Genomic DNA, 19,010 nt, shown 5'->3' with positions numbered 1-19,010 from the left:
GGTGATCGATGCTGCACACCATGGGGTTGTATGCCGCACCGTTCGAGTCGATCGCGGCTGGACGTAAGAGCGTCGAAATCAGACTTGACGATGAGAAGCGCAGACGTGTCTGCGTAGGAGACACCATAGAGTTCATCCTCGAACCGCAGGAGAGCCGCAGGGTGCGCGTCACTGTGACGGGACTGAGGCGGTTCGCCACATTCCGCGAGCTCTACGAGTCGGTTCCCGCCTCGGATATGGACGTCTGCGGCGAGAGCGTGGAACAGATGGTCGCCGAGACCTACGGGATATACACCCCGGAGCAGGAACGCAAGTACGGCGCTTTGGCCATTACCGTGAGCCTTCAACCCGGTTCGCTCAGTGCGGCTACACTGGAGGCATGAGCAAGAAGCATCGAGAGCGCGGATGGGCTCCCGCACCGTCGCCGTTGCCTAACGGCATCGACGTCATTGACGACCACACTCATTTGGCTTCCGTGGTTCCGTTCGCCCGGGAGCTGAACAGGCAGGCCATCGAACGTGGACAGCCATCCGTTCCGGTGTATTCCGTCGATGAGATGCTCTCCCAAGCCGCCGGCGTGGGGGTCGTGGGTGTCATCGACGTGGGCTGCGAACTGCCGGACCTTGCCACTGCGGTCCAGATGGCCCTCGACCATCCGGGAGTCGTCCATGCGGGTTTGGCTATTCACCCCAACGAAGCCGTGTTGCACGGCCATCACGGGGATCCCGGTCCTGACGGTTTGCCGTTGCACTACGAGCCTTGGCACGACGTGGACTTCGAGGATGCTCTGGCCGAGGTCCATCGTCTTGCAGTGGAACATCCCAAGGAGGTAGTGACCATAGGGGAGACGGGAATGGACCTCTTTCGCACCGGTGGGAAGGCCAAAAATCTGCAACGCGAGGCGTTTCGCGCCCATATCGCACTGGCAAAGGAACTCGGCCTGCCGATGCAGATCCATGACAGGAACGCGCACGAGGAGGTCATCGAGACGTTGCTTGCCGACGGCAGCCCTGAGCGCACCGTGTTCCACAGTTATTCGGGTGATTCGCAAATGGCGGGTATCGCCCGGGATCAAGGCTGGTATCTGAGTTTTTCAGGGGCGGTGAGTTTCAAGGGCAATGACGAAATTGCGAAGTCCGCAAGAATCGTCGGGATGGACCACATCATGGTGGAGACCGATGCACCCTATCTTCCGCCGATGCCATACCGCGGACGGCCGAACGCGCCGTATATGATCCCGTATACCCTCGCTGCGCTCGCGGATGCGTTGGATGTCAGCATCGCAGAGGTCGCCTCGGCAACGCGCCGTACAACCCGCGCTGTCTATGGGATTTAGCCGGCGACGATTTGCCGGTTCAAGGCGTGGGCTGGATGGTGCAAGGTGTCGGTTTTGCAAAATAGGGATGTGGATATAAACTTGGGCGTTGGTTTTGAAATCAGCGTGTGAGAGAGCTGAGAAGCAGTGAATGCGCAGAGAAGGTCTCTGCGTTGGAGGGCAAAGTATGTCACAGTCAGGGACTGAAGGTGCTTCGCGACCAAAAAACGGCGTTCGGAATGGTGAAGAGCACGTTGCTGGCGGGCGGAATGGCTACAGTGAAAACCAATCAGATTTCAAAGGGAAGCCGGATTTACAATCCGGATTCCCTGATTCTGCGACTTCGCGAACACGGCATGATGACTTGAGGCGTGATGCAGGTGATGACGCCGCGGTGGATGACCGCGGAAAGAAACGGAACCAAGGCCGCAGTGGTTCGCGAGGTGGAGTCATCAACCTTCACGGCAACGGCACCCAACGACTTGCACAATTGGCAAAGACTGAAGGAGGCAAACGTTCTGCGGATTCGAAAACAGGTACGAACTCCCAACAGCCGGTTTCGTCTCAAGTTAGGAAGGTTCAACGGGCCCAGAAGTCCGCAAGGCCCCTGGCGGCGGGGCGGTCGGCAAAAGCGGAGAAAGAGGCGCTGCTTCGTGCGGATACCTTCACCAATGCCCCGAAGGTCTCCAATGACACTCTGACGCAGGAAGAGCATGAAGTACTTGTCAAACAGGAAGAAGAGCAGCGTGAAGAGGCCGAAAGGCTTGCTCACACCAAGTCGCATGGTCCGCTCGGACGTTGGTGGCTCAAGTTGCAGGCGAGTCCCGACAGGGTGACATTCGGCATGGCGGTTGTGACCTTGGGGGTGGTCTATGGCGACATCGGCACCTCACCCTTGTATACGGCCCAGACCTTCCTCTCAGGTCAAGGGGGATTGGGAAACATCAACCGTGAGGCAGTGCTTGGTTTGCTGTCCTTGGTCTTTTGGACGATCACGCTCATCACGACGGTCAAGTACGTACTGGTGGCGATGCGCGTCGACAATAAAGGTGAGGGTGGCATTTTCGCTTTGTTCTCCCTCATCAGACACCATGGTAAGTGGCTTGTGGTTCCGGCTATGATAGGCGGTTCGGCGTTCCTGGCGGATTCTGTGTTGACTCCGGCCGTATCCATTTCGTCCGCAGTGGAAGGTCTCAGAACGGTTCCTTTTTTTGAGCCGGCGTTCCACGAGAACGCGAATCTTTCATTGATGATTACCGTGGTCATCATCGTCATTCTTTTTGCTGTGCAGAGCCGCGGAACGGAATCAATCGGCAAGGTGTTTGGCTCGGTGGTCCTCCTGTGGTTCGCTTTCCTGACCATCACAGGTATTGCGAACCTCGGCGGGGACTGGAGCGTTTTCGAGGCTGTCAACCCCATTTACGGCATACGCTTCCTATTCAGTGGGAACAACGTGGCTGGCCTTGCCCTGATGGGTACGGTCTTTCTTTCCACTACTGGCGCTGAGGCGCTTTACTCCGATATAGGCCACGTGGGTCGTGGTAACATCTATTTCACTTGGCCGCTCATCTTCGTGGCACTGATGTTCAACTACTTCGGCCAGGGCGCGTGGATGCTGCGCAATCAAGGCAATAAGGCGTTGATTGCCGCGGGCAATGTGAACCCGTTCTTCCAGATGGTGGGCCCGTCGTTGCGTCCGTTCGCCGTCGCTCTTTCCGTGGCGGCAGGCGTGATCGCATCCCAGGCGCTGATTACGGGGGCGTTCACCATGGTTTCTGAGGCGACGGGTCTTAACTGGATGCCCCATCTTCAGGTCCGTTACCCATCTCGCACCCGCGGGCAACTCTACATACCCACGGTCAATCTGGTGTTGTGTGTGGCCACCCTTTCCGTGCTTGCCATGTTCAAGGACTCAGAGCATATTTCCGCGGCGTATGGTCTTGCGTTGAACATCACGGTCATAACGACCACCGTGTTGCTTACCGTGTACATCAGCAATCATCATCACAAATTCCTGGCCTCCATGTTCTTCATCGTGTTCATCGCCATCGAGACGCTCTTTCTTCTGGCGTCCATGGCCAAGTTCCTTCACGGCGGTTGGTTCACGATGTGCCTGACGCTGGTGATTCTCCTTATCATGATCACTTGGAACGACGGCACGAAGATCGAGCGCAGTCAGAGAAGGCACATGAAGCCGCGTGATTTCATCCCGGCACTGTCGAAACTGCATGAAGATTTCCGTATCCCGTATTTTGCGGACAACATCGTCTATCTGACGAGTGACGCGGACATGAAGCGTCTTGATACGGATATCTTCTTCTCCATCTTCGCTGACCACCCCAAGCGCGCCCGTGCTTGGTGGGCGGTTTCAGTGGAGACTACCGATGAACCATTCACTCGCGAATACTCGGTGGAGGATTTCGATACGGACTACATCTTCCGCGTCAGGATTCGTCTTGGGTTCAAGGTGTCTCAATCCATCCCTGCCTACATCCACCAGGTGATGCACGATCTTTCCGCGACGGGGGAGTTGCCCAGGCAGAAATCCGTCTACCCCAAGGTGGATGCCGACCCGGATATCGGTACCGTGCGTTACGTGTTGCTGCACAAGGCTCTGATGCCTGAATCCAAGATCACGACCCGTGAGGCGTTCTCATTGAGGATGAAGTATTCCATACGACGTCTTGCCGGTTCTCCGGTCAAGTGGTTCGGCTTGGCTCCTTACAATCCCATGATCGAGACCCAGCCTCTGTTCGTGTCCACCAAGCGTCCTCCGCGTCTGCAGCGACGGGCCGTGCGACCTGGGGCCAAAGGCAAGGTCAAGCAGTAGGTTCCCCGCTGTTATCTTACAGCCGGCTTCGTGAGCCCGAATCTTTGCTCATGACCTTGACAATCGTCGTGGTGCACTTCATGTGTTCTCATGGTGCGTGTGTATCGGGGTTTACCGGCTCCGAGACATGCGTGTCCACGGCCGTTCGCGGCGCGCTGTGGGGTGGTGGAGGAAAACAATCACTCGATTGATGTCTACAATGGTTACATGACTGAAGACCGTGTTTCCTATGTTCCTACCCTCGCACAGGCTGACGAATTGCACAGGCTGATTGCCCCTTCGTCGGCGGCCTACGATTTAATTCATACCCACTGCGTCATAGTGGCCACAATCACCAGGCAGTTGGTGCGACATCAGAACGCTTTGTTCATTTGCAGCGGCTTGGCTCAGGAGGCCCGAACACCTCAATCCCATCCACGGGTCCCCGAGGTGGAAGGCCGTGTTCCGGATGGTTCCATGCCGGTTGATGAAGATGTCGAAGGCGGCGTTGCGCCATCCGGTCCGCTTGACGAGAATCTTGCCGTAACGGGAGCTCTGCTCCATGACATCGGTACGTACCTGGTCCTGCGCAACGACGGTGGCGATGGCGGTCCCGTCACATTCGACGGTCCGAACTATATCCTGCACGGATTGCGAGGATATCGATGGCTGCTCAGTCATGGCGTGGACGAGTCCATCGCCCAGTTCGCGCGTAACCACACGGGTGTCGGTCTCACGCGCGAGCAGGTCGTCGCCCAGAACCTGCCGTTGCCACCCGACGATTACTCACCGGCGAATCGTGAACAGGAAGTGGTGATGGTGGCTGATAAATACAACAGTAAGTCGATCCCTCCGCGCTTTCTCACCGCGGATGCGTATGCAAGAAAAGCCGCACGCTACGGAAACGCCAACAAACAGGCATGGCTTGCGTTGGTGCGGCGTTATGGCGTACCGGACATTCCAGCCCTGGCGCGGCGATTCCGGATGAACCTGGAGCGTTAGCTCACCGTTCGAAACTCCGAGTTTCATCGGCCGTGTCGATGTCGATGGGATCGTCGGTGAGGATGATGACGCACCTCTTGGGGTCCTTTGCGTGGGCGATCTGCGCCAACGATAGGAGAACGGCTTCCTGCTCGTCATCCTTTAGCCCACCGGTTGGATCGTCCGCGATGATGACATTGGCGTCGCAGCAGACCGCACGCGCGATGCACGCCCTGCGCAGGTTCAGTTCGCTCGCCTGGCGGAGTGGCAGACCGGTGACCGCCTGATCGAATCCCACGGTCTTCAGCAGGCGGTGCGCGATTTCAGGTATCGGTTCGAGGAAGGTCCGTCCGCTTGATTTCATCGTCCGTTCGATGTTGCCGATGGCATCAAGCTCCGGCCATATGCTGTATCGTTGCGTGATCAGGCCGATTCGATGACCGCGTATCTCGTTGTCGCCCAGATCGATCAATCCTGCGCTCTTGAGCATCACTTGCCCGCTGTCAGGAACTCTGAAGCCTGTGGCCACTTGCAGGAATGCCCTGCGTTGCTCATCGTCTGCGTTCTTCAAGGCATAGAAGGTTCCCTCCTCAAAGGTCAGCTGCAGATCGTCAAGCACCCTCCTGCCCGTCTTGTGATTGATCGAAGTCACATGGTCGAAGCTCATGGCCGGATAGGAGCGCAGCAATAAGGACGCGGCCTGGGAAAAGCCTTCTTCGTCTTCCTCCCTTTCATGGACATAGTCGATGACATCGGTCTCGTTCTTGTGTCCATTCGCCTGGGTTCGCCCCACGGTGTCCTCTGAGTCGTCGCCGGGCTCATCAGACTCGTCTTGATCGCTCTGTGCGTCGAGATCGCCCGACAGATTGCCGTACAACTGCGTATCAGCGAAGACGTCGAGGTTGCGCACCGCTTGCGAGCTGGTGTGTTCATCGCTTTCCTTCTCGCCCATGACGCTATTGGCCTCGGGCAGATGGATGTCATCCTCGCGAGCGCCGGATTCAACGGTGTCATCGGAAGTGATGTCCAGCTTGCCTTCATCGTCATAGACGATCGAATACCGGATGTCTTCGATGTTGTCCGTTGTCTTCGTGAGCTTGTTGTCGTTACCATTGGGGTTCATCGACCGGCCTCCTGCTCAACGCCGTCGTTTTGTGATTCACCGACGTGTTTGGTCTTTGGGTTCCTTTTTCCGTCTTCCGAAGATTCGTCGTCCATTGCTCGATCGTCATTGTGTCGCTCAATTGTGGGCTGACCCTTTCTGTCTTCAGGCGGAATTCGGGTGTCGAACAGCGCATTCCGACGTGCACAGGCGAGGCGAATGTAAGCCATGAACGACAACACGGCTATGGCTCCCAGCACGTACCACATGGGAATCCAGCAATCGGAGACGAGCGGTATGGCATGGCCCTTGGTGAGCGCCTTGCCCATCGGCTTGATGGCAAGCAGTATCGCGATTCCCCCTACGGCAAGGCCGGTGAGAGCCGGGAGCATGAATTCGAGCATCAACTGTGTGCCGATGTTCGCCTTGGTGCGGCCGACGATCATATCCATCGCGATTTCGTCCCGGCGGTGTGTGAAATTCCATAGAGCCAGCAGCGCGAGGAGGACTCCGGTGACGATGTAGGTCAGGTTCGTTCCGTTTCTCAACCTTGATGCGAGGGTCTTGAGAGGCTGTATGGAAGTCATGTACTCATCGATGGTCGGAGAAGTGATCTTGAACCCTTTCGGGATGCCGACCTGGTTGATGGTTTTTTTGAACGTCTCATACTCGCTCACGCTCTGCAGTGTGAAACCGATGTCGAATTCGGGAGTCTGCCATCCTGTGGATTTGCCGTTCACCACGTTTTCATCAGCGAGTTGGGGGAACGCCGGTGAAACGTAGATCGCGTTGTCACGGTTCTCCTTCGCCAGTTTCGTGCGTCCCGCCTTACCTTCCAGCGGCTCCGAAGTGTATGCATAGATGCCTTTGACCTTCAGTTCGTATGAGGTATCGGCGCTCGTCGCGTTGCCCACCTTGAAGGTGCTTCCTACCGTGAGACCGTTCTTCTGTGCCAGTGCCTGTGAAACCAGTGCATCCTGCTTGCCGGGTTTTTTGAAGTCGAGACTCCTGCCTTGGACCACCTTGAATTTTCCGGCGTGGTTGATATTGACTCCGTTGGGATCATATAAACCGACCACGGTGAACTCGCCACCCGTCTTGTCGCTGCTCTGGTCCTCCGTGCCCGGTATGGCTTTTACCGATCCCGTCTGCCGTGCCGGCAGATACTCAGTGAAGACGAATTGTGGTTGGATCTGCATCTGCTGAAGGTCGGAAGCATAAGCGGCATATTGCGCGTACGGCAGGTAATCCTTGGTTATATCCGAATTTGCGCCGTTGCGCCGGGCGAGTTTCGAGTCGTTGGGTCTGATCACGGCGGTCGGTTGAAGCAGCTGATAACCGGTTCCATGCACGGCTTCGTCGTTCTCGGCGCTGAGAGCCTGATTGAATACTCCGCTGAATATGGCCGCCGCACTCACCACCATGATGAGCAAAGTGCGGCATTTGTGCCGTTTTATGGTGGACCATGCACTTGTGAACACGAACATGTGCGCTCCTGTTTCCTAGGACGTTGTCCTCGCCCGTCCGATGCGGGCGTTGTCTGTCTTGAACCTTGACCAGTCTAAGCTGTGCCATGGGCAATATGATGTATATCACTGTACCAAATGATCTGTGAGAAAGCTGGAAATCGGCGGGGGAGCCACTCGGATCGGATTCGTGCCCCAGACGGTCATCCGATTGACGTGAATCGATCGTCCTGTGTGCCAATTCCTGGGATTCCGTCATAGCAGGGATGGCTGGCGAAGGTCATCGCAGGCAAGCAGTCGCGGTCGGGGCGGACTGTGTCCACTTCGCTGTCTGCGTCGCTGGTCACGGAGGTCCGACTCGTTTACTGGGATATCTGATGGATCCACTGATCCGTACGTGTGCGCAGCCCGTTGGCGATGGACCTTCCGCCGATGAACACTGCGCCGAAGACGGCCCAAAGGAGCACCATTGAGACAGTGCCGTCAAGATGCCATCGGGATTGCGCCCAGCCCAGCATCAGGACGGCAGGAAGGTAGACTCCGGTGATGGTAAGGCACGTAACCGCCAGATAGGTGTAGTCGCCGGCACCAATGAGAATGCCGTCAAGGGCCCACATCCATCCGGACAGCGGAAGTATCACCGCCACGACGACGATGCCGGCCCGTATGAGGACCTGCACTTGAGGGTCGGGGCTGAACAGGGGAGCAGAAAGTGCGCCGAAGGCAAGAAGGGCGACTCCGATGGCGATGCCGCCCCACAGACCGGCGCGAGCGGCGATGGATGTCAAGCCCTTTGCGCGGCGCCTGTGACCCGCCCCGATTTCGACGGCCACGAGCGCCTGACCGGAGATGCCGATGGCGTCGAGCATGTTGAGCACGAAGTTCCAGCTTGAATTCACTGCCTGATATCCCGCCAGAACGGCGGTGCCCATGTGGGTGGCGAGCACCACCGTAGCCACCATGCATACACGTAGGGCGAGGGTGCGCACGAACAGTGGGATTCCGTCCCCGGCGACGCTGCCGATGCCCGATAGGCGGGGTTTGAGGCTGGCTCCGCATTGGCGGGCCCACCTGAGTACCGGCACTGTCAGGAAGATGCCCATGAACCATTGCGCCGCGAAGGTGGCCAGCCCCGAGCCGGCCACGCCCCAGCCGAAACCGAACACGAAGAGGAAGTCCAAAGCGGTGTTGAACACGGCTCCGGCTACGGCGGCTACGAGGGTAATGCGCACCTTCTCCAGTCCGCGGAAGATGCCGTTCGCCGCGTATACCAGCAGCATGCCGGGAAGGCCGAAGATGACGGCCCTCAGGTATGACACGGCCTGGGTGAGCACCTCACCGCTGGCTCCCATGGCGATGCAGATCGGAGTGGCGAAGCCGAACAGCAGCGCCGAAACCACCATGCCGATGATGAAGGCGAGCCACATGCCGTCCATGCCCGCTTGGAACCCGCGTCGTCTGTGCCCGGCGCCCATGAGTTTGCCCACTGACGAGGTGGTGCCGTATGCCAGGAAGTTGCACAGCCCGGCGGCGGTCAGGATCACAGTGCTGCCGATGGATAGACCCGCCAGCGCCGTCCTGCCGATGTGCCCGACCACGGCAGTGTCGATGAGCACGAAAAGTGGATCGGCTATCAGCTGGCCGAATGTGGGGATGGCCAGCGCTGCTATCTGCCGTCCGATCTGCCTGCGTTGCGTCCTGTCGATTCGATCGTTGTCGTTGCTGTTGCCGGCGGTGTCGTTGTTGATGTCACTGTTGCCGGTAGGTGAGCCGATGCCTTCATCCGTGGTGTCTCCTGTAGTACCGCCGTTGTCGGTGGTGTCCCCGTTGACTCCGATGTCCCCGGCGGTTTCGGCTGTGTTGTGCTCCCCACGGCGCTCCATGGATTCGGTCATAGATTCATCGCTCGATTCTGTTATTCGCTGTGTGACTGGAAAATGCTATATCAAATCTACCGGTACGTGTTATGTCCGTAGAGAAAGTTCCCACATGACGGGCGAGCGATGTTTTGCTATCCCATTTCCTTAAACCTGATACTCTTATTCTGTTGACTGTAGAAATAAAAGTTGACATACATATAGTATATAATCTATAATTTAAACACCGCGGGTTGTTTGTGGTAATCATATTATTGCCTTTTAATGAAGAGAGGTGTAACAATGAAAAAGAAATTAGTTGCTTCAGTAGCTTCTATAGCCGCGGTGCTCAGTCTTGGTGTTGCATTGGCACCGTCAGCTTCTGCTTCGTGGTCCGCAAATTCGGGAACTACGCTCCATAATCCTGCTTGGATGGAGGCTTGGGCGTGGACTAGCGTGCAGGGAGGCACATCAGGGCGTAGTTATGCCCAGGTCGGTAGTAATAGATCTGATACAGGCTGGAGACGGAATACAACCTCGAGTGCACACGCATATGGGAGGCCGTGGGATCATCCTGTAAGGCACGATTACTATGTTCGATAAGGAACGATTGCTTACTGCATAAATTTGTTATTCATATCCTCGTCTCTCCAGGCTATGCCTAGAGAAACGAGGACGACCTGATTAATGGAGATACAATGCTAAAGGAAGCTAGTTGCGTGTTGAAGGCAGTGATGGCTGGCGCCTTAACGGTACTGCTGCTCAGTGGCTGCGGATCCACTACGTCGGGCAAGGTTCATTCCGAGGGCTCCTCGTCGAGCGTTTCCTTTGCTCAGGAGAAGAGCAGTGCCGAACGTGTGGAGTCGTTGAAGGAGCTGTTTCAGTCGGAACTTGACCAGCAGGGTGACCAGCTCGATGCCTTCGAGCGTGATGTGTTCACACGTGCCGCCAAGTCGGGGCATATGGAGCAATCAGATTATGAGAGCGCGCATGACAAATACATGGAATGCATGGCGAACGCCGGTTACACGGAGCGGGATACGAAGATGCCTGATGGGGTCTATAAAAGCGCAGATACGGTCGATCCGAACATGAACGTGGACGCCTGGTTCAAGCAGTCGAACAAGTGCTCCGAGCATACCACAAAGGAGATCGAAGCGGCCTTCAGGGAGCAGCAGGACAATCCCGAGCGCTACAAGGATAGCAGTATCATAGCGGCGCAATGCCTTATCGATGCCAAGATCGTCGATAAGTCGTACACGGCGGCCAAGTTCAAGGAGGCTGCCGATACGTTGAATTCGCATCAGTATAAAGGAGCGTTGCGCGATTTGTTTGGTTTCCCCGTCGATGGGCAGCAGGGTGCGCAGGCGCGCTTCTGTCTCAGTCTCGGCAGTGTCGAATTTACAGGCTCTGATGATGTGCAATAAGATGAACAAGAGTGCGTTGATGTCGAAGGGCAAACGCAGGTTTTCAGCACCTGCGGCCGTACTGGCTGTCATACTGGTGGCCGCCCTTGTGGTAGGCGGCTGTGCGGTAGGGCTGCTCCTGTCGTACCGGTATACGCCTGATTCTCTGTCCGCCGCGCAGCCCGACACCCGTGCTGCGGTCGGTTCGGAGCAGTTCACGGACTCCCATCCGGTCAAAGTGTCGTTCGATATCGTGCCGGATTCGCCGCTGACATGGAAGGGGTCGGGAACTGTGACATCCAGCGCCTTCAAGGACTTTGGGGCCATCGATTCGGGTTCCACGGTGTTCAGCGTCGATGATGTTCCTGTGCTGGCTCTTTTCAGTTCCCTCCCGTTCTACCGTGATTTGCGGGTGGGGGATAAGGGCAATGACGTCGCTGCCCTGCGCGCCGAGCTGAGCAGGCTTGGCTATGCGGTGGGGTCGTATGCGCCGACGGTGTTCGATGCCTCATTGCGTGCGGCATTGCTTCAGTTGCAGCGCAAGATAGGAATCGCGGATCCTCAGGGAAATCTTGACATAAGGTACCTGGTGTGGCTCCCGGCGCAGCAGGTTCAGGTGGTGGGCTGGAAGCCTTCCCCAGGTGTAGAAGCGTCGGCGGATCTGGGAAGTGTCAAGGGAGCGCTCAGTGCTGTGCGCATACAGAAGATGCCCGGAGGGGTCGCTTCCGACGGTCACGTGGTCCAGGTGTATGGCAAGCAGGGGCCCATCGATTCCGAGGGTGTGAGTCGTGATACCGCATTTCTCGCTGCCGTGGCGTCCACGCCTGGGTATGCCGCGATTTCGGCCAATAAAGACGCGCTGAACGCAGGAGCCGATGCCGAGCTGCTTTTACAGAAACCTGTGCAGGCCATGAAAATACCTGTAGGAGCCGTATTCGCTCTCCAAGGCAATTCCGCGTGTGTACAAAGCGGCAACGAAGTACGGTCGATCACCGTCATGGGGTCCAACGGAGGCTTCGTCATGGCAGCGTCCGACAAGCCCATCAGCTCGGTCAACTTAGGCACGGCGATTACCGCAAAATCATGCCCGGTGAGGCAGGTGAAGCAGTGAGGTTCGGTGCCCGCAACGCTGTGGCCCCTCGCGATGGCAGCGCAACGCGCGGCGAACAGTCCACGATGGTGCAGGTACGCGACGTGGGCCATCGTTTCCCTGGAACAGCGCTGTTGTATGAACATGTCAGCTTCGACGTAGCCGCAGGCCAGCTCCTTGCTGTCACGGGACCATCGGGTTCAGGCAAGTCTACGTTGCTTTCGCTCATAGCAGGATGGGACAAGCCCACGCTGGGCACCGTGGAGGTCCCTCGCGGTGCACGCATCTGCTGGGTGTTCCAGAACCCCTATGGGCCGTGTTACCGCACTGTGCTTGACATAGCATCCTTTCCGATCATCGCGCGAAACGTGCCACGCGCCCTGGCACAGGAGCAGGCGGCTGGGCTCCTCGACGACTTCGGCTTGGCCGCAAAGGTCGATTCCCGATTCTGCGATCTTTCCGGCGGCGAAGCGCAGCGACTCATGCTGGTTCGTGCCATCTGCTGCGCTCCGGACCTGCTGTTGGTGGATGAGCCGACCGCCCAGCTCGATATGCGTTCCGCCCGCCAGGTCGGTGAGAGCCTGTCCTTGCTGGCCTCGCGGGGTATGGCCGTCATCGTGGCCACGCATGACCCGTTCGTCTGGAAAGCGTGCGATGCGGTCGTCGATCTGGAACGGTTCATGCCTCTGGCCGATGCGGAAGGCGGTGCACATGCGGTTGCGTGACAGTGCGGGTGAGGCGTTTCGTAACGTCACGACGGGCATGACGAGGCCCGTGACGCTGATAGTGATGTTGTCGTGCGTCATCCTTGCGTGCGCCGGCCTGGACATGCGGCAGGTGTGGGGTATCGAACAGCAGGCCGACGCCTATCGCAGCAGTCTGTCGAACGCCTATTTCATCAAGCCGAAGGCCAGGTGGATCCTCGCTCATGCGGCTCGATGCGCAGCGGTTCCGCCGTGCAGGGGGCAGGGGCCTTGCGCAAGGTCGACCCGCTGCGCTTTGCGTTGGCTCAGAACTCGCCTGTGAACACCTATGAGGTGTCGCCGGGGTTCATTGACATCGTCACCGGTGGAACAGGTTCCCGTGGATCGGGCGGCGGAATATGGCTTTCGCAGAACGTGGCGGCCAAATTCGGGCTCAGCGCCGGTTCGCTCATCGAGACGACGACCGGCCGGATGCGTGTCGCCGGCGTGTATCCATGGCAGGAGGATGGAAGAGACACCCGCCTTGCTACGCCGCGCTTGTCGAGACTCTTGAGACGGGCACTTTCGACGAGTGCTGGGTCGCTCTGTGGCCGCCGCACGATGTCTCCATGTCGCTTCGTCGGGCGTTGGTGTTTTCGAGCCAGTCCTCGGATGCCCAGGTAGCCCAGGTCAACTACACGCAGGGGGAGCGCTTCGATCCCAACACTGCGTTCCTCACACGGGTCACCAGGCCGTTGCTGCTGGTTCCCTTGCCGCTGTGCTTCATCACGGTCTTCGCCTTCTGCAGAAGACGTAGGCTTGAGAGCGCCGGATGTCTGCACGCCGGCGAACCGAAGGCATCCATGGTCCTAAGGCTGTTGATGGAGTATGGGTTCTGCGTTCTCGTGGCCATGTTGGTTGCGGTACCGCCCGTCGTCATCGTGTCCTGTCTGACCGCAGGGCGCAAGGGTGCGGGCGGGCTGCTCGTGGTGTCGTTGCTACCCGTGCTGTATTTCGCGCTTCTGGGGGTCGTGGCGGGGGCGCTCGCAGGCGCCGTGAGCATCAGGGAGAAGGCGTTGTTCCGCAGTTTCAAGCAGCGTGACTGACGGTCTGTGCCGTACATGTCGAAGGCTGTACCGCCGCCGGGCCGTCGTCGTGCTTACTGGAACCTGATGGTGTTACTCGGTGCCTGTTGAGTCCGTCTTTTCCAGCCGAGTTGCGTTTTGCTTTTTTCGTTCCTTGTAGCTTTGTATTGGCTCGGCGCGGCGGGGTTTGTGCAATAGCGTTGTGCTGGCTGTGCAATAGCACGGCGAAGTCCGTGGGGCGGTGTGGCGAAGTTGCACTTAGGGTGCTTGGTATCATACTTTTCGTTGTTAGGCAAGTGGATGATAGTCATGAAAATTCTATTCCCAAACTGTGCACACAACTATCCCCAGTGTGTGGATAACTCAATTGGTTTTCCACATAATTATCCCCAGAATGTGGAAAACTATTTTTCCTATCCACATTCTTCGTTAAGCGTGTCGCCAATATTCCGCCGGTTGCATATGCTTCCATACCTCTGCACGACTCCCTATACTTGAGGTCATGGCAGAACAACATGGATGGGAAGATGCAGGAAACCGGCAGGCGTTCAAAGGCAACGGACCTACGGATCTGAGTGCGAACTCGACGCTGTTCGATCGCGTTCCGCCGCATGACGATGACGCGGAGATGGCGGTTCTCGGCGGCATGCTCATGAGCAAGGACGCCATAGGAGAGGTCTCGCAGACTCTTGACGTCTCAGACTTCTACCAGCCCAAGCATCAAACCGTGTATGATGCCATCATCACCTTGTTCTCGGCATCGCAGCCGGTCGACGCCGTGCTTGTGGCCAATGAATTGCTTAAGAACGGCGATTTGGAGAAAGTCGGTGGAGTGGACTACCTCCATAGCCTGGTGGCTGCCGTACCGACAGCTGCCAATGCCACGTACTACGCGGAGATTGTCCATCAACGGGCCATCCTGCGCAACGTCATCGCGGCTGGCACGAAGATAGCACAGCTGGGGTATTCGGCCGAAGGGTCGCAGGCTGAGGACGTGGTGAACCTTGCGCAGAGCGAAGTCTATGAGATGAGCGCCGGCAAGGTGCGTCAGGATTACGCCGCCATCGGGACGGTCGTGCAGGATACGCTCGAACAGATGGACAAAATGCAGAACGGCGACATGGAGCGTGGCGTACCGACCGGTTTCCGTGACATCGACAAGTCCACACAAGGCCTACAGCCGGGGCAGATGATTGTTGTCGCGGGGCGCCCGGCAATGGGCAAATCGACTCTTGGCGTGGACTTCGCACGCTCCGCGGCATTGCATCACAACATGACGGCCGTCATCTTCTCCCTCGAAATGAGCAAAATGGAGTTGGCACAGCGCATCATCTCCGCGGAAACGAATATTCCGTTGACCGCGTTGAGCCACGCGGATGAAGGTATCACACCCGATCGCTGGAACACGTTGAACAATTTCTGGACCAAGATGCGTGACGCCCCGCTGTACATCGATGACAGCCCCAATATGAGTCTTATGGAGATTCGGGCCAAATGTCGCAGACTCAAGCAGACCAGCGACCTCAAGCTCGTGGTCATCGACTATCTGCAGCTCATGAGTTCGGGCAGACGCGAGGAGAGCCGCCAGCAGGAGGTCTCTGGTTTTTCCAGGGCGCTCAAGCTGCTCGCCAAGGAGCTTGAGGTTCCCGTGGTGGCGCTTTCGCAGCTCAACCGCGGCCCCGAGATGCGCAACGACCGCAAGCCGCAGCTTTCCGATCTTCGAGAATCCGGTTCCATTGAGCAGGATGCCGACGTTGTTTTCCTAGTGCACCGGCCCGATGCCTACGACAAGGAGGACCGCCCCGGCGAGGCCGACATCATCATGGCCAAGCACCGTAACGGCCCTACTGACACGTTCACTTTGGGATTCCTGGGAGCTACGTCCAAGTTCAAGGACATGCCTCAGGCTCCGCAGCAGGCGGTGTGATATGGCACATAACGATGGAATTGATGGCGACGATGGACAGATGGGTCTGCAGGACAATGGAACTTACCGGGTGCCTAACCGATCTTCGCGGACCGTGGACGCGTCCATGCCCCCCACATCGGTGAACGTCTCCCGGGGCACTGGTGCGGTCGGTGCGCCGCTGCGCTCACTCGTTACAGTCGCTTTGGGCAAGGCCATACGAGCCTCGTTGCGGCTCACTCGTCATGGTGGCAGTGCGCTGCCTGGCAAAGTCGTGGAAACCTTCGATCCGGCTTTTCTTGCGCGGACGCTCTCCAGTCTGCCCTACGGTGTGGTGCTGGTTTCCGGGACGAACGGCAAGACCACCACCACGCGCATGGTCGCCTCGATGCTTGCCGATTTGGGTCTTAAGGTGTTCACCAATCCTACGGGCTCCAACTTTACACGGGGCGTCGTTTCAGCGCTGCTTACCAAAGTGGACATGCGTGGCAGGCTCGATGCGGATATAGCGGTGCTTGAACTCGATGAGGCCTATGCTGTGAGGTTCGTCCGGCAGGTCCGACCCAGGTATGCTCTGCTGCTCAACGTGATGCGCGATCAGCTCGATCGCTTCGGGGAGATCGACAACACGGCCCGACTGCTCGGGAAGGTGGCGCAGGCTACGGACGGGACGGTGGTGCTCAATCGCGAGGACCGGCGTATTCGCGCACTTGCCTCCTTGGTTCCTCAGGGGAGCCGGGTGAGATATTTCGGGCTCAGTCGCGAGCTACGTTCGCAGTTCCCCTCCGACGATGAAATGCATGCGGAAGATATGGCGGGAGTCGGGCCGTTTGGCTCGCTATCGGTCTCCTCAGATGCTACGGTCTTGCCGGATGCGACTCGGGAAGCATTAGGCGCTGTGAAGGCGGATCGTGCCGAGCAGGGCGCGGACCTTTGCCGAAAACGGCAGCGTGGAGCCGATGTACATGCGGATGTTGTTCTTACGAAGTCAGGTCCGCATCACGCCGGGTTCACGATGGACGGGACGTCGTTCGAATCCGATCTGCGACTTGATGGGCTGTACAACCTCTACAACGCCGCTGCGGCGCTGGCAACGGTCCGCGCGGTGATGGACGATGCCGGGATGGCTTTGCGTGCTTCCATGAAGCAATCAGCTTCCGCCGTAAAACGTCCGGAGGACTGCGACGCGGACCGCGTGCAGAACCTCGACCCAAGGATTATGAAGGCGCTCGCCAACGTCACTCCCGCATTCGGCAGGGGGGAGACGTTCGATGTCGGCGGAGTCCCAGTGCAGCTGCTTCTGGTCAAGAACCCTATGGGCTTCCGCATGTCGCTGGCTAGCTTCCCGCCCCAGGGCTGCTCCACGATGATTGCCATCAATGATGACTATGCAGACGGGCGCGATATGAGCTGGCTGTGGGACGTGGACTTCGCTTCCCTGCGGCGGACCGGGGTGGAACAGGTCACCGGCGTGCGAGCCTGGGATATGGCCTTACGTTTGGAATACGATCAGGTTCAGGTGGCCAACGTGGAAACGGACCTCCCCGAAGCCTTGCGGGGTTTCCTCGCGGCTGAGCCCGACAAGCCGAAGCACGTCTACTGCACCTATACCGCCATGCTCGCCATTCGTGCGCAACTGGGTAAGTATGCCGACGTGCCGGACGCGGGGGTGGGACGATGAACGCAACGACCGCTGCAACTACGGGCATCGCTCGGATGGAACGAAAAGGAGCCAAAGTGACTTCAGATGAATTGTCGCGGCCCATCGATGTGGTTTCGCTTTACCCGAATGACATGAACATCTACGGCGACTGGGGCAACGTGCTCACCATAGAGCGCAGATTGACGCTCTATGGTTTTCAGCCACGTGTACATGCATACAACCAAGGCGATGCATGGCCCGAACATGTGGACATCATCCTGGGCGGAGGCGGTCAGGATACCGGTCAGGAGAAGATCTCCGACGACCTGTTCAAACGTGCCGACACGCTGCGAGGCCTTGCAAGTCAGGGCGTTCCGATGCTGATGATCTGCGGGCTGTATCAGCTGTTCGGTGACTATTTCGATACCGTGGACGGCAACAGACTGCCGGGCATCGGCATACTTGGCGTCTATACTGAGGGTCAGGAACACCGTATGATCGGCAATCTGACGGAGAGCAGCGACCAATTCGGCTCCATTGTAGGCTATGAGAACCATTCGGGGCAGACCTTCCTGCGTGATGGCGTCCAGGCGCTGGGAACCGTGGAGCATGAAGGTACGGGCAACAACGGCGTGGACCATACCGAAGGTGCCCGTGTGGGCAACGTGATCGGCACATACATGCACGGTTCACTCTTGCCAAAAAATCCGAAGATCTCAGATTTTCTGATTCGCACGGCCGTCACGAGTCGTTACGGCGAATTCAAGCCGACCGGCAACGCCGAGCAGCGGGCACAGCTGGAGCATATCGATGCGATTGCGACCAAGGCAGCGAAAGTCGTGATGACTCGACCGAGATGATGGGAGTGCCGTTCATGGGAACGACCGTTATCAGAGGGAACGGCATGCCGTGTCAGCGCCGCATGGCGGTGCCCTGTTTGCCGTCATGACACATAATCAATATGAAGCGACGATAACCCGTGATAAATAACATGGTGCTGACTTGTGAGCCAAGTTCAGCCGGTGACTGATATGCTTTGTCCGATGGTGGCGACGCGATTCATCCCCATGCCTCGAGTGATGTGCGTGATGCGTCCGGGCGTCCGTCCATATGATTGTTCCGGAGATAGGAACGCGAGGCTGTATGTCATGTTTCAGAAGCACTGATTGACTGGCTTCATGAATTCATAGCCACGGAAATATGACCGGAAACGAGGATCGCATGGGACATCGAAGATATCGCCTGGCATTTACGGTCTCTCTGTGTTCAGCAGCGTGACGGTTCTCATAGCGATTTTTGGGATACCGCGGCGTGTGATGCTTGAAGATTTCGGTTTCGTTATGTCCAAACAAGTGTCGATTTGTACTGGGGTGCGATGGATGCGCCAGGTCGTTGGGGTGGTCTACCGCCATCGACCAAACACCTGCCAGGGCTTGCACGGTGACGGTTCGTCCTGACTTGAGGGAATGCTGGAGCTGAATATAGGCGGTTTTGATATTTGACTGGGACGAGGTTCCGGCACGCAGGCCGCATCTATCTTAGTCTCTGTCTGAAACGTCTATTTCGCTGTGCCTTGGATCTCCAAAGGCGCCGAATCCCATAAGTTTTCAACATCGATCGGTTCTATGGCTTGATCTGTCTAACAAATAAACACCGAACCGTGAAAGCG

Annotated in this window: 15 protein-coding genes; 12 read left to right on the top strand and 3 right to left on the bottom strand. The window is 57.7% G+C overall.

Features of this window, described 5'->3' with window-relative positions:
* Positions 1-8: 8 nt before the first annotated feature.
* The 4 genes from BBOMB_RS03425 to BBOMB_RS03410 all read left to right on the top strand — a co-directional run bounded on the left by BBOMB_RS03425 (position 9) and on the right by BBOMB_RS03410 (position 5,126).
* On the top strand, positions 9-383 hold the full coding sequence (locus BBOMB_RS03425) for an ASCH domain-containing protein (protein WP_044087162.1): 375 nt from the start codon (positions 9-11) through the stop codon (positions 381-383).
* Complete coding sequence (locus BBOMB_RS03420) at positions 380-1,336, top strand: TatD family hydrolase (RefSeq protein WP_044087163.1); 957 nt, start codon at positions 380-382, stop codon at positions 1,334-1,336. The genes BBOMB_RS03425 and BBOMB_RS03420 overlap by 4 nt, the downstream gene beginning before the upstream one ends.
* Before the next feature lie 166 nt (positions 1,337-1,502).
* Positions 1,503-4,145, top strand: a complete 2,643-nt coding sequence (locus tag BBOMB_RS03415; protein ID WP_081867266.1) for a KUP/HAK/KT family potassium transporter — start codon at positions 1,503-1,505, stop codon at positions 4,143-4,145.
* Between the two features lie 207 nt (positions 4,146-4,352).
* Positions 4,353-5,126, top strand: coding sequence for an HD domain-containing protein (locus BBOMB_RS03410; RefSeq protein WP_044087354.1), 774 nt, complete (start codon positions 4,353-4,355; stop codon positions 5,124-5,126).
* 1 nt (position 5,127) lies between these two features.
* On the opposite strand, the gene BBOMB_RS07540 is transcribed toward BBOMB_RS03410, so the two are convergent.
* The 3 genes from BBOMB_RS07540 to BBOMB_RS03395 all read right to left on the bottom strand — a co-directional run bounded on the left by BBOMB_RS07540 (position 5,128) and on the right by BBOMB_RS03395 (position 9,556).
* Positions 5,128-6,228, bottom strand: a complete 1,101-nt coding sequence (locus BBOMB_RS07540; RefSeq protein ID WP_052377415.1) for an ATP-binding cassette domain-containing protein — start codon at positions 6,226-6,228, stop codon at positions 5,128-5,130.
* A complete protein-coding gene (locus tag BBOMB_RS03400; protein WP_044087164.1) occupies positions 6,225-7,694 on the bottom strand; it encodes an ABC transporter permease in 1,470 nt (489 codons plus the stop codon). The genes BBOMB_RS07540 and BBOMB_RS03400 overlap by 4 nt, the downstream gene beginning before the upstream one ends.
* A 341-nt stretch (positions 7,695-8,035) precedes the next feature.
* Positions 8,036-9,556, bottom strand: a complete 1,521-nt coding sequence (locus BBOMB_RS03395; protein ID WP_081867384.1) for an MATE family efflux transporter — start codon at positions 9,554-9,556, stop codon at positions 8,036-8,038.
* A gap of 671 nt (positions 9,557-10,227) precedes the next feature.
* On the opposite strand from BBOMB_RS03395, the gene BBOMB_RS07535 reads away from it, so the two are divergent.
* The 8 genes from BBOMB_RS07535 (at position 10,228) to BBOMB_RS03355 (ending at position 18,201) form a co-directional block, all read left to right on the top strand.
* Positions 10,228-10,956: a hypothetical protein gene (locus BBOMB_RS07535; RefSeq protein ID WP_152570122.1), complete on the top strand. Its 729-nt coding sequence runs from the start codon at positions 10,228-10,230 to the stop codon at positions 10,954-10,956.
* A gap of 1 nt (position 10,957) precedes the next feature.
* On the top strand, positions 10,958-12,046 hold the full coding sequence (locus tag BBOMB_RS03385) for a peptidoglycan-binding domain-containing protein (RefSeq protein WP_044087165.1): 1,089 nt from the start codon (positions 10,958-10,960) through the stop codon (positions 12,044-12,046).
* Complete coding sequence (locus BBOMB_RS03380) at positions 12,043-12,750, top strand: ABC transporter ATP-binding protein (protein ID WP_238549873.1); 708 nt, start codon at positions 12,043-12,045, stop codon at positions 12,748-12,750. The genes BBOMB_RS03385 and BBOMB_RS03380 overlap by 4 nt, the downstream gene beginning before the upstream one ends.
* Positions 12,737-13,051: a hypothetical protein gene (locus tag BBOMB_RS03375; protein WP_044093274.1), complete on the top strand. Its 315-nt coding sequence runs from the start codon at positions 12,737-12,739 to the stop codon at positions 13,049-13,051. The genes BBOMB_RS03380 and BBOMB_RS03375 overlap by 14 nt, the downstream gene beginning before the upstream one ends.
* A gap of 172 nt (positions 13,052-13,223) precedes the next feature.
* Positions 13,224-13,814 carry a hypothetical protein gene (locus BBOMB_RS03370; RefSeq protein WP_156097126.1) on the top strand — a complete coding sequence of 197 codons (591 nt, stop codon included), beginning with the start codon at positions 13,224-13,226 and terminating at the stop codon, positions 13,812-13,814.
* Positions 13,815-14,295: 481 nt separating this feature from the next.
* Positions 14,296-15,720, top strand: coding sequence for a replicative DNA helicase (gene dnaB / locus BBOMB_RS03365; RefSeq protein WP_044087167.1), 1,425 nt, complete (start codon positions 14,296-14,298; stop codon positions 15,718-15,720).
* A 106-nt stretch (positions 15,721-15,826) separates the two neighbouring features.
* Positions 15,827-17,380: a Mur ligase family protein gene (locus tag BBOMB_RS03360; RefSeq protein WP_152570132.1), complete on the top strand. Its 1,554-nt coding sequence runs from the start codon at positions 15,827-15,829 to the stop codon at positions 17,378-17,380.
* Between the two features lie 71 nt (positions 17,381-17,451).
* On the top strand, positions 17,452-18,201 hold the full coding sequence (locus tag BBOMB_RS03355) for a type 1 glutamine amidotransferase (protein WP_044087363.1): 750 nt from the start codon (positions 17,452-17,454) through the stop codon (positions 18,199-18,201).
* Positions 18,202-19,010: the final 809 nt, after the last annotated feature.

Source organism: Bifidobacterium bombi DSM 19703, from assembly GCF_000737845.1.
GTDB lineage: Bacteria > Actinomycetota > Actinomycetes > Actinomycetales > Bifidobacteriaceae > Bifidobacterium > Bifidobacterium bombi.
This window is presented reverse-complemented; position numbering and strand designations above follow the sequence as displayed.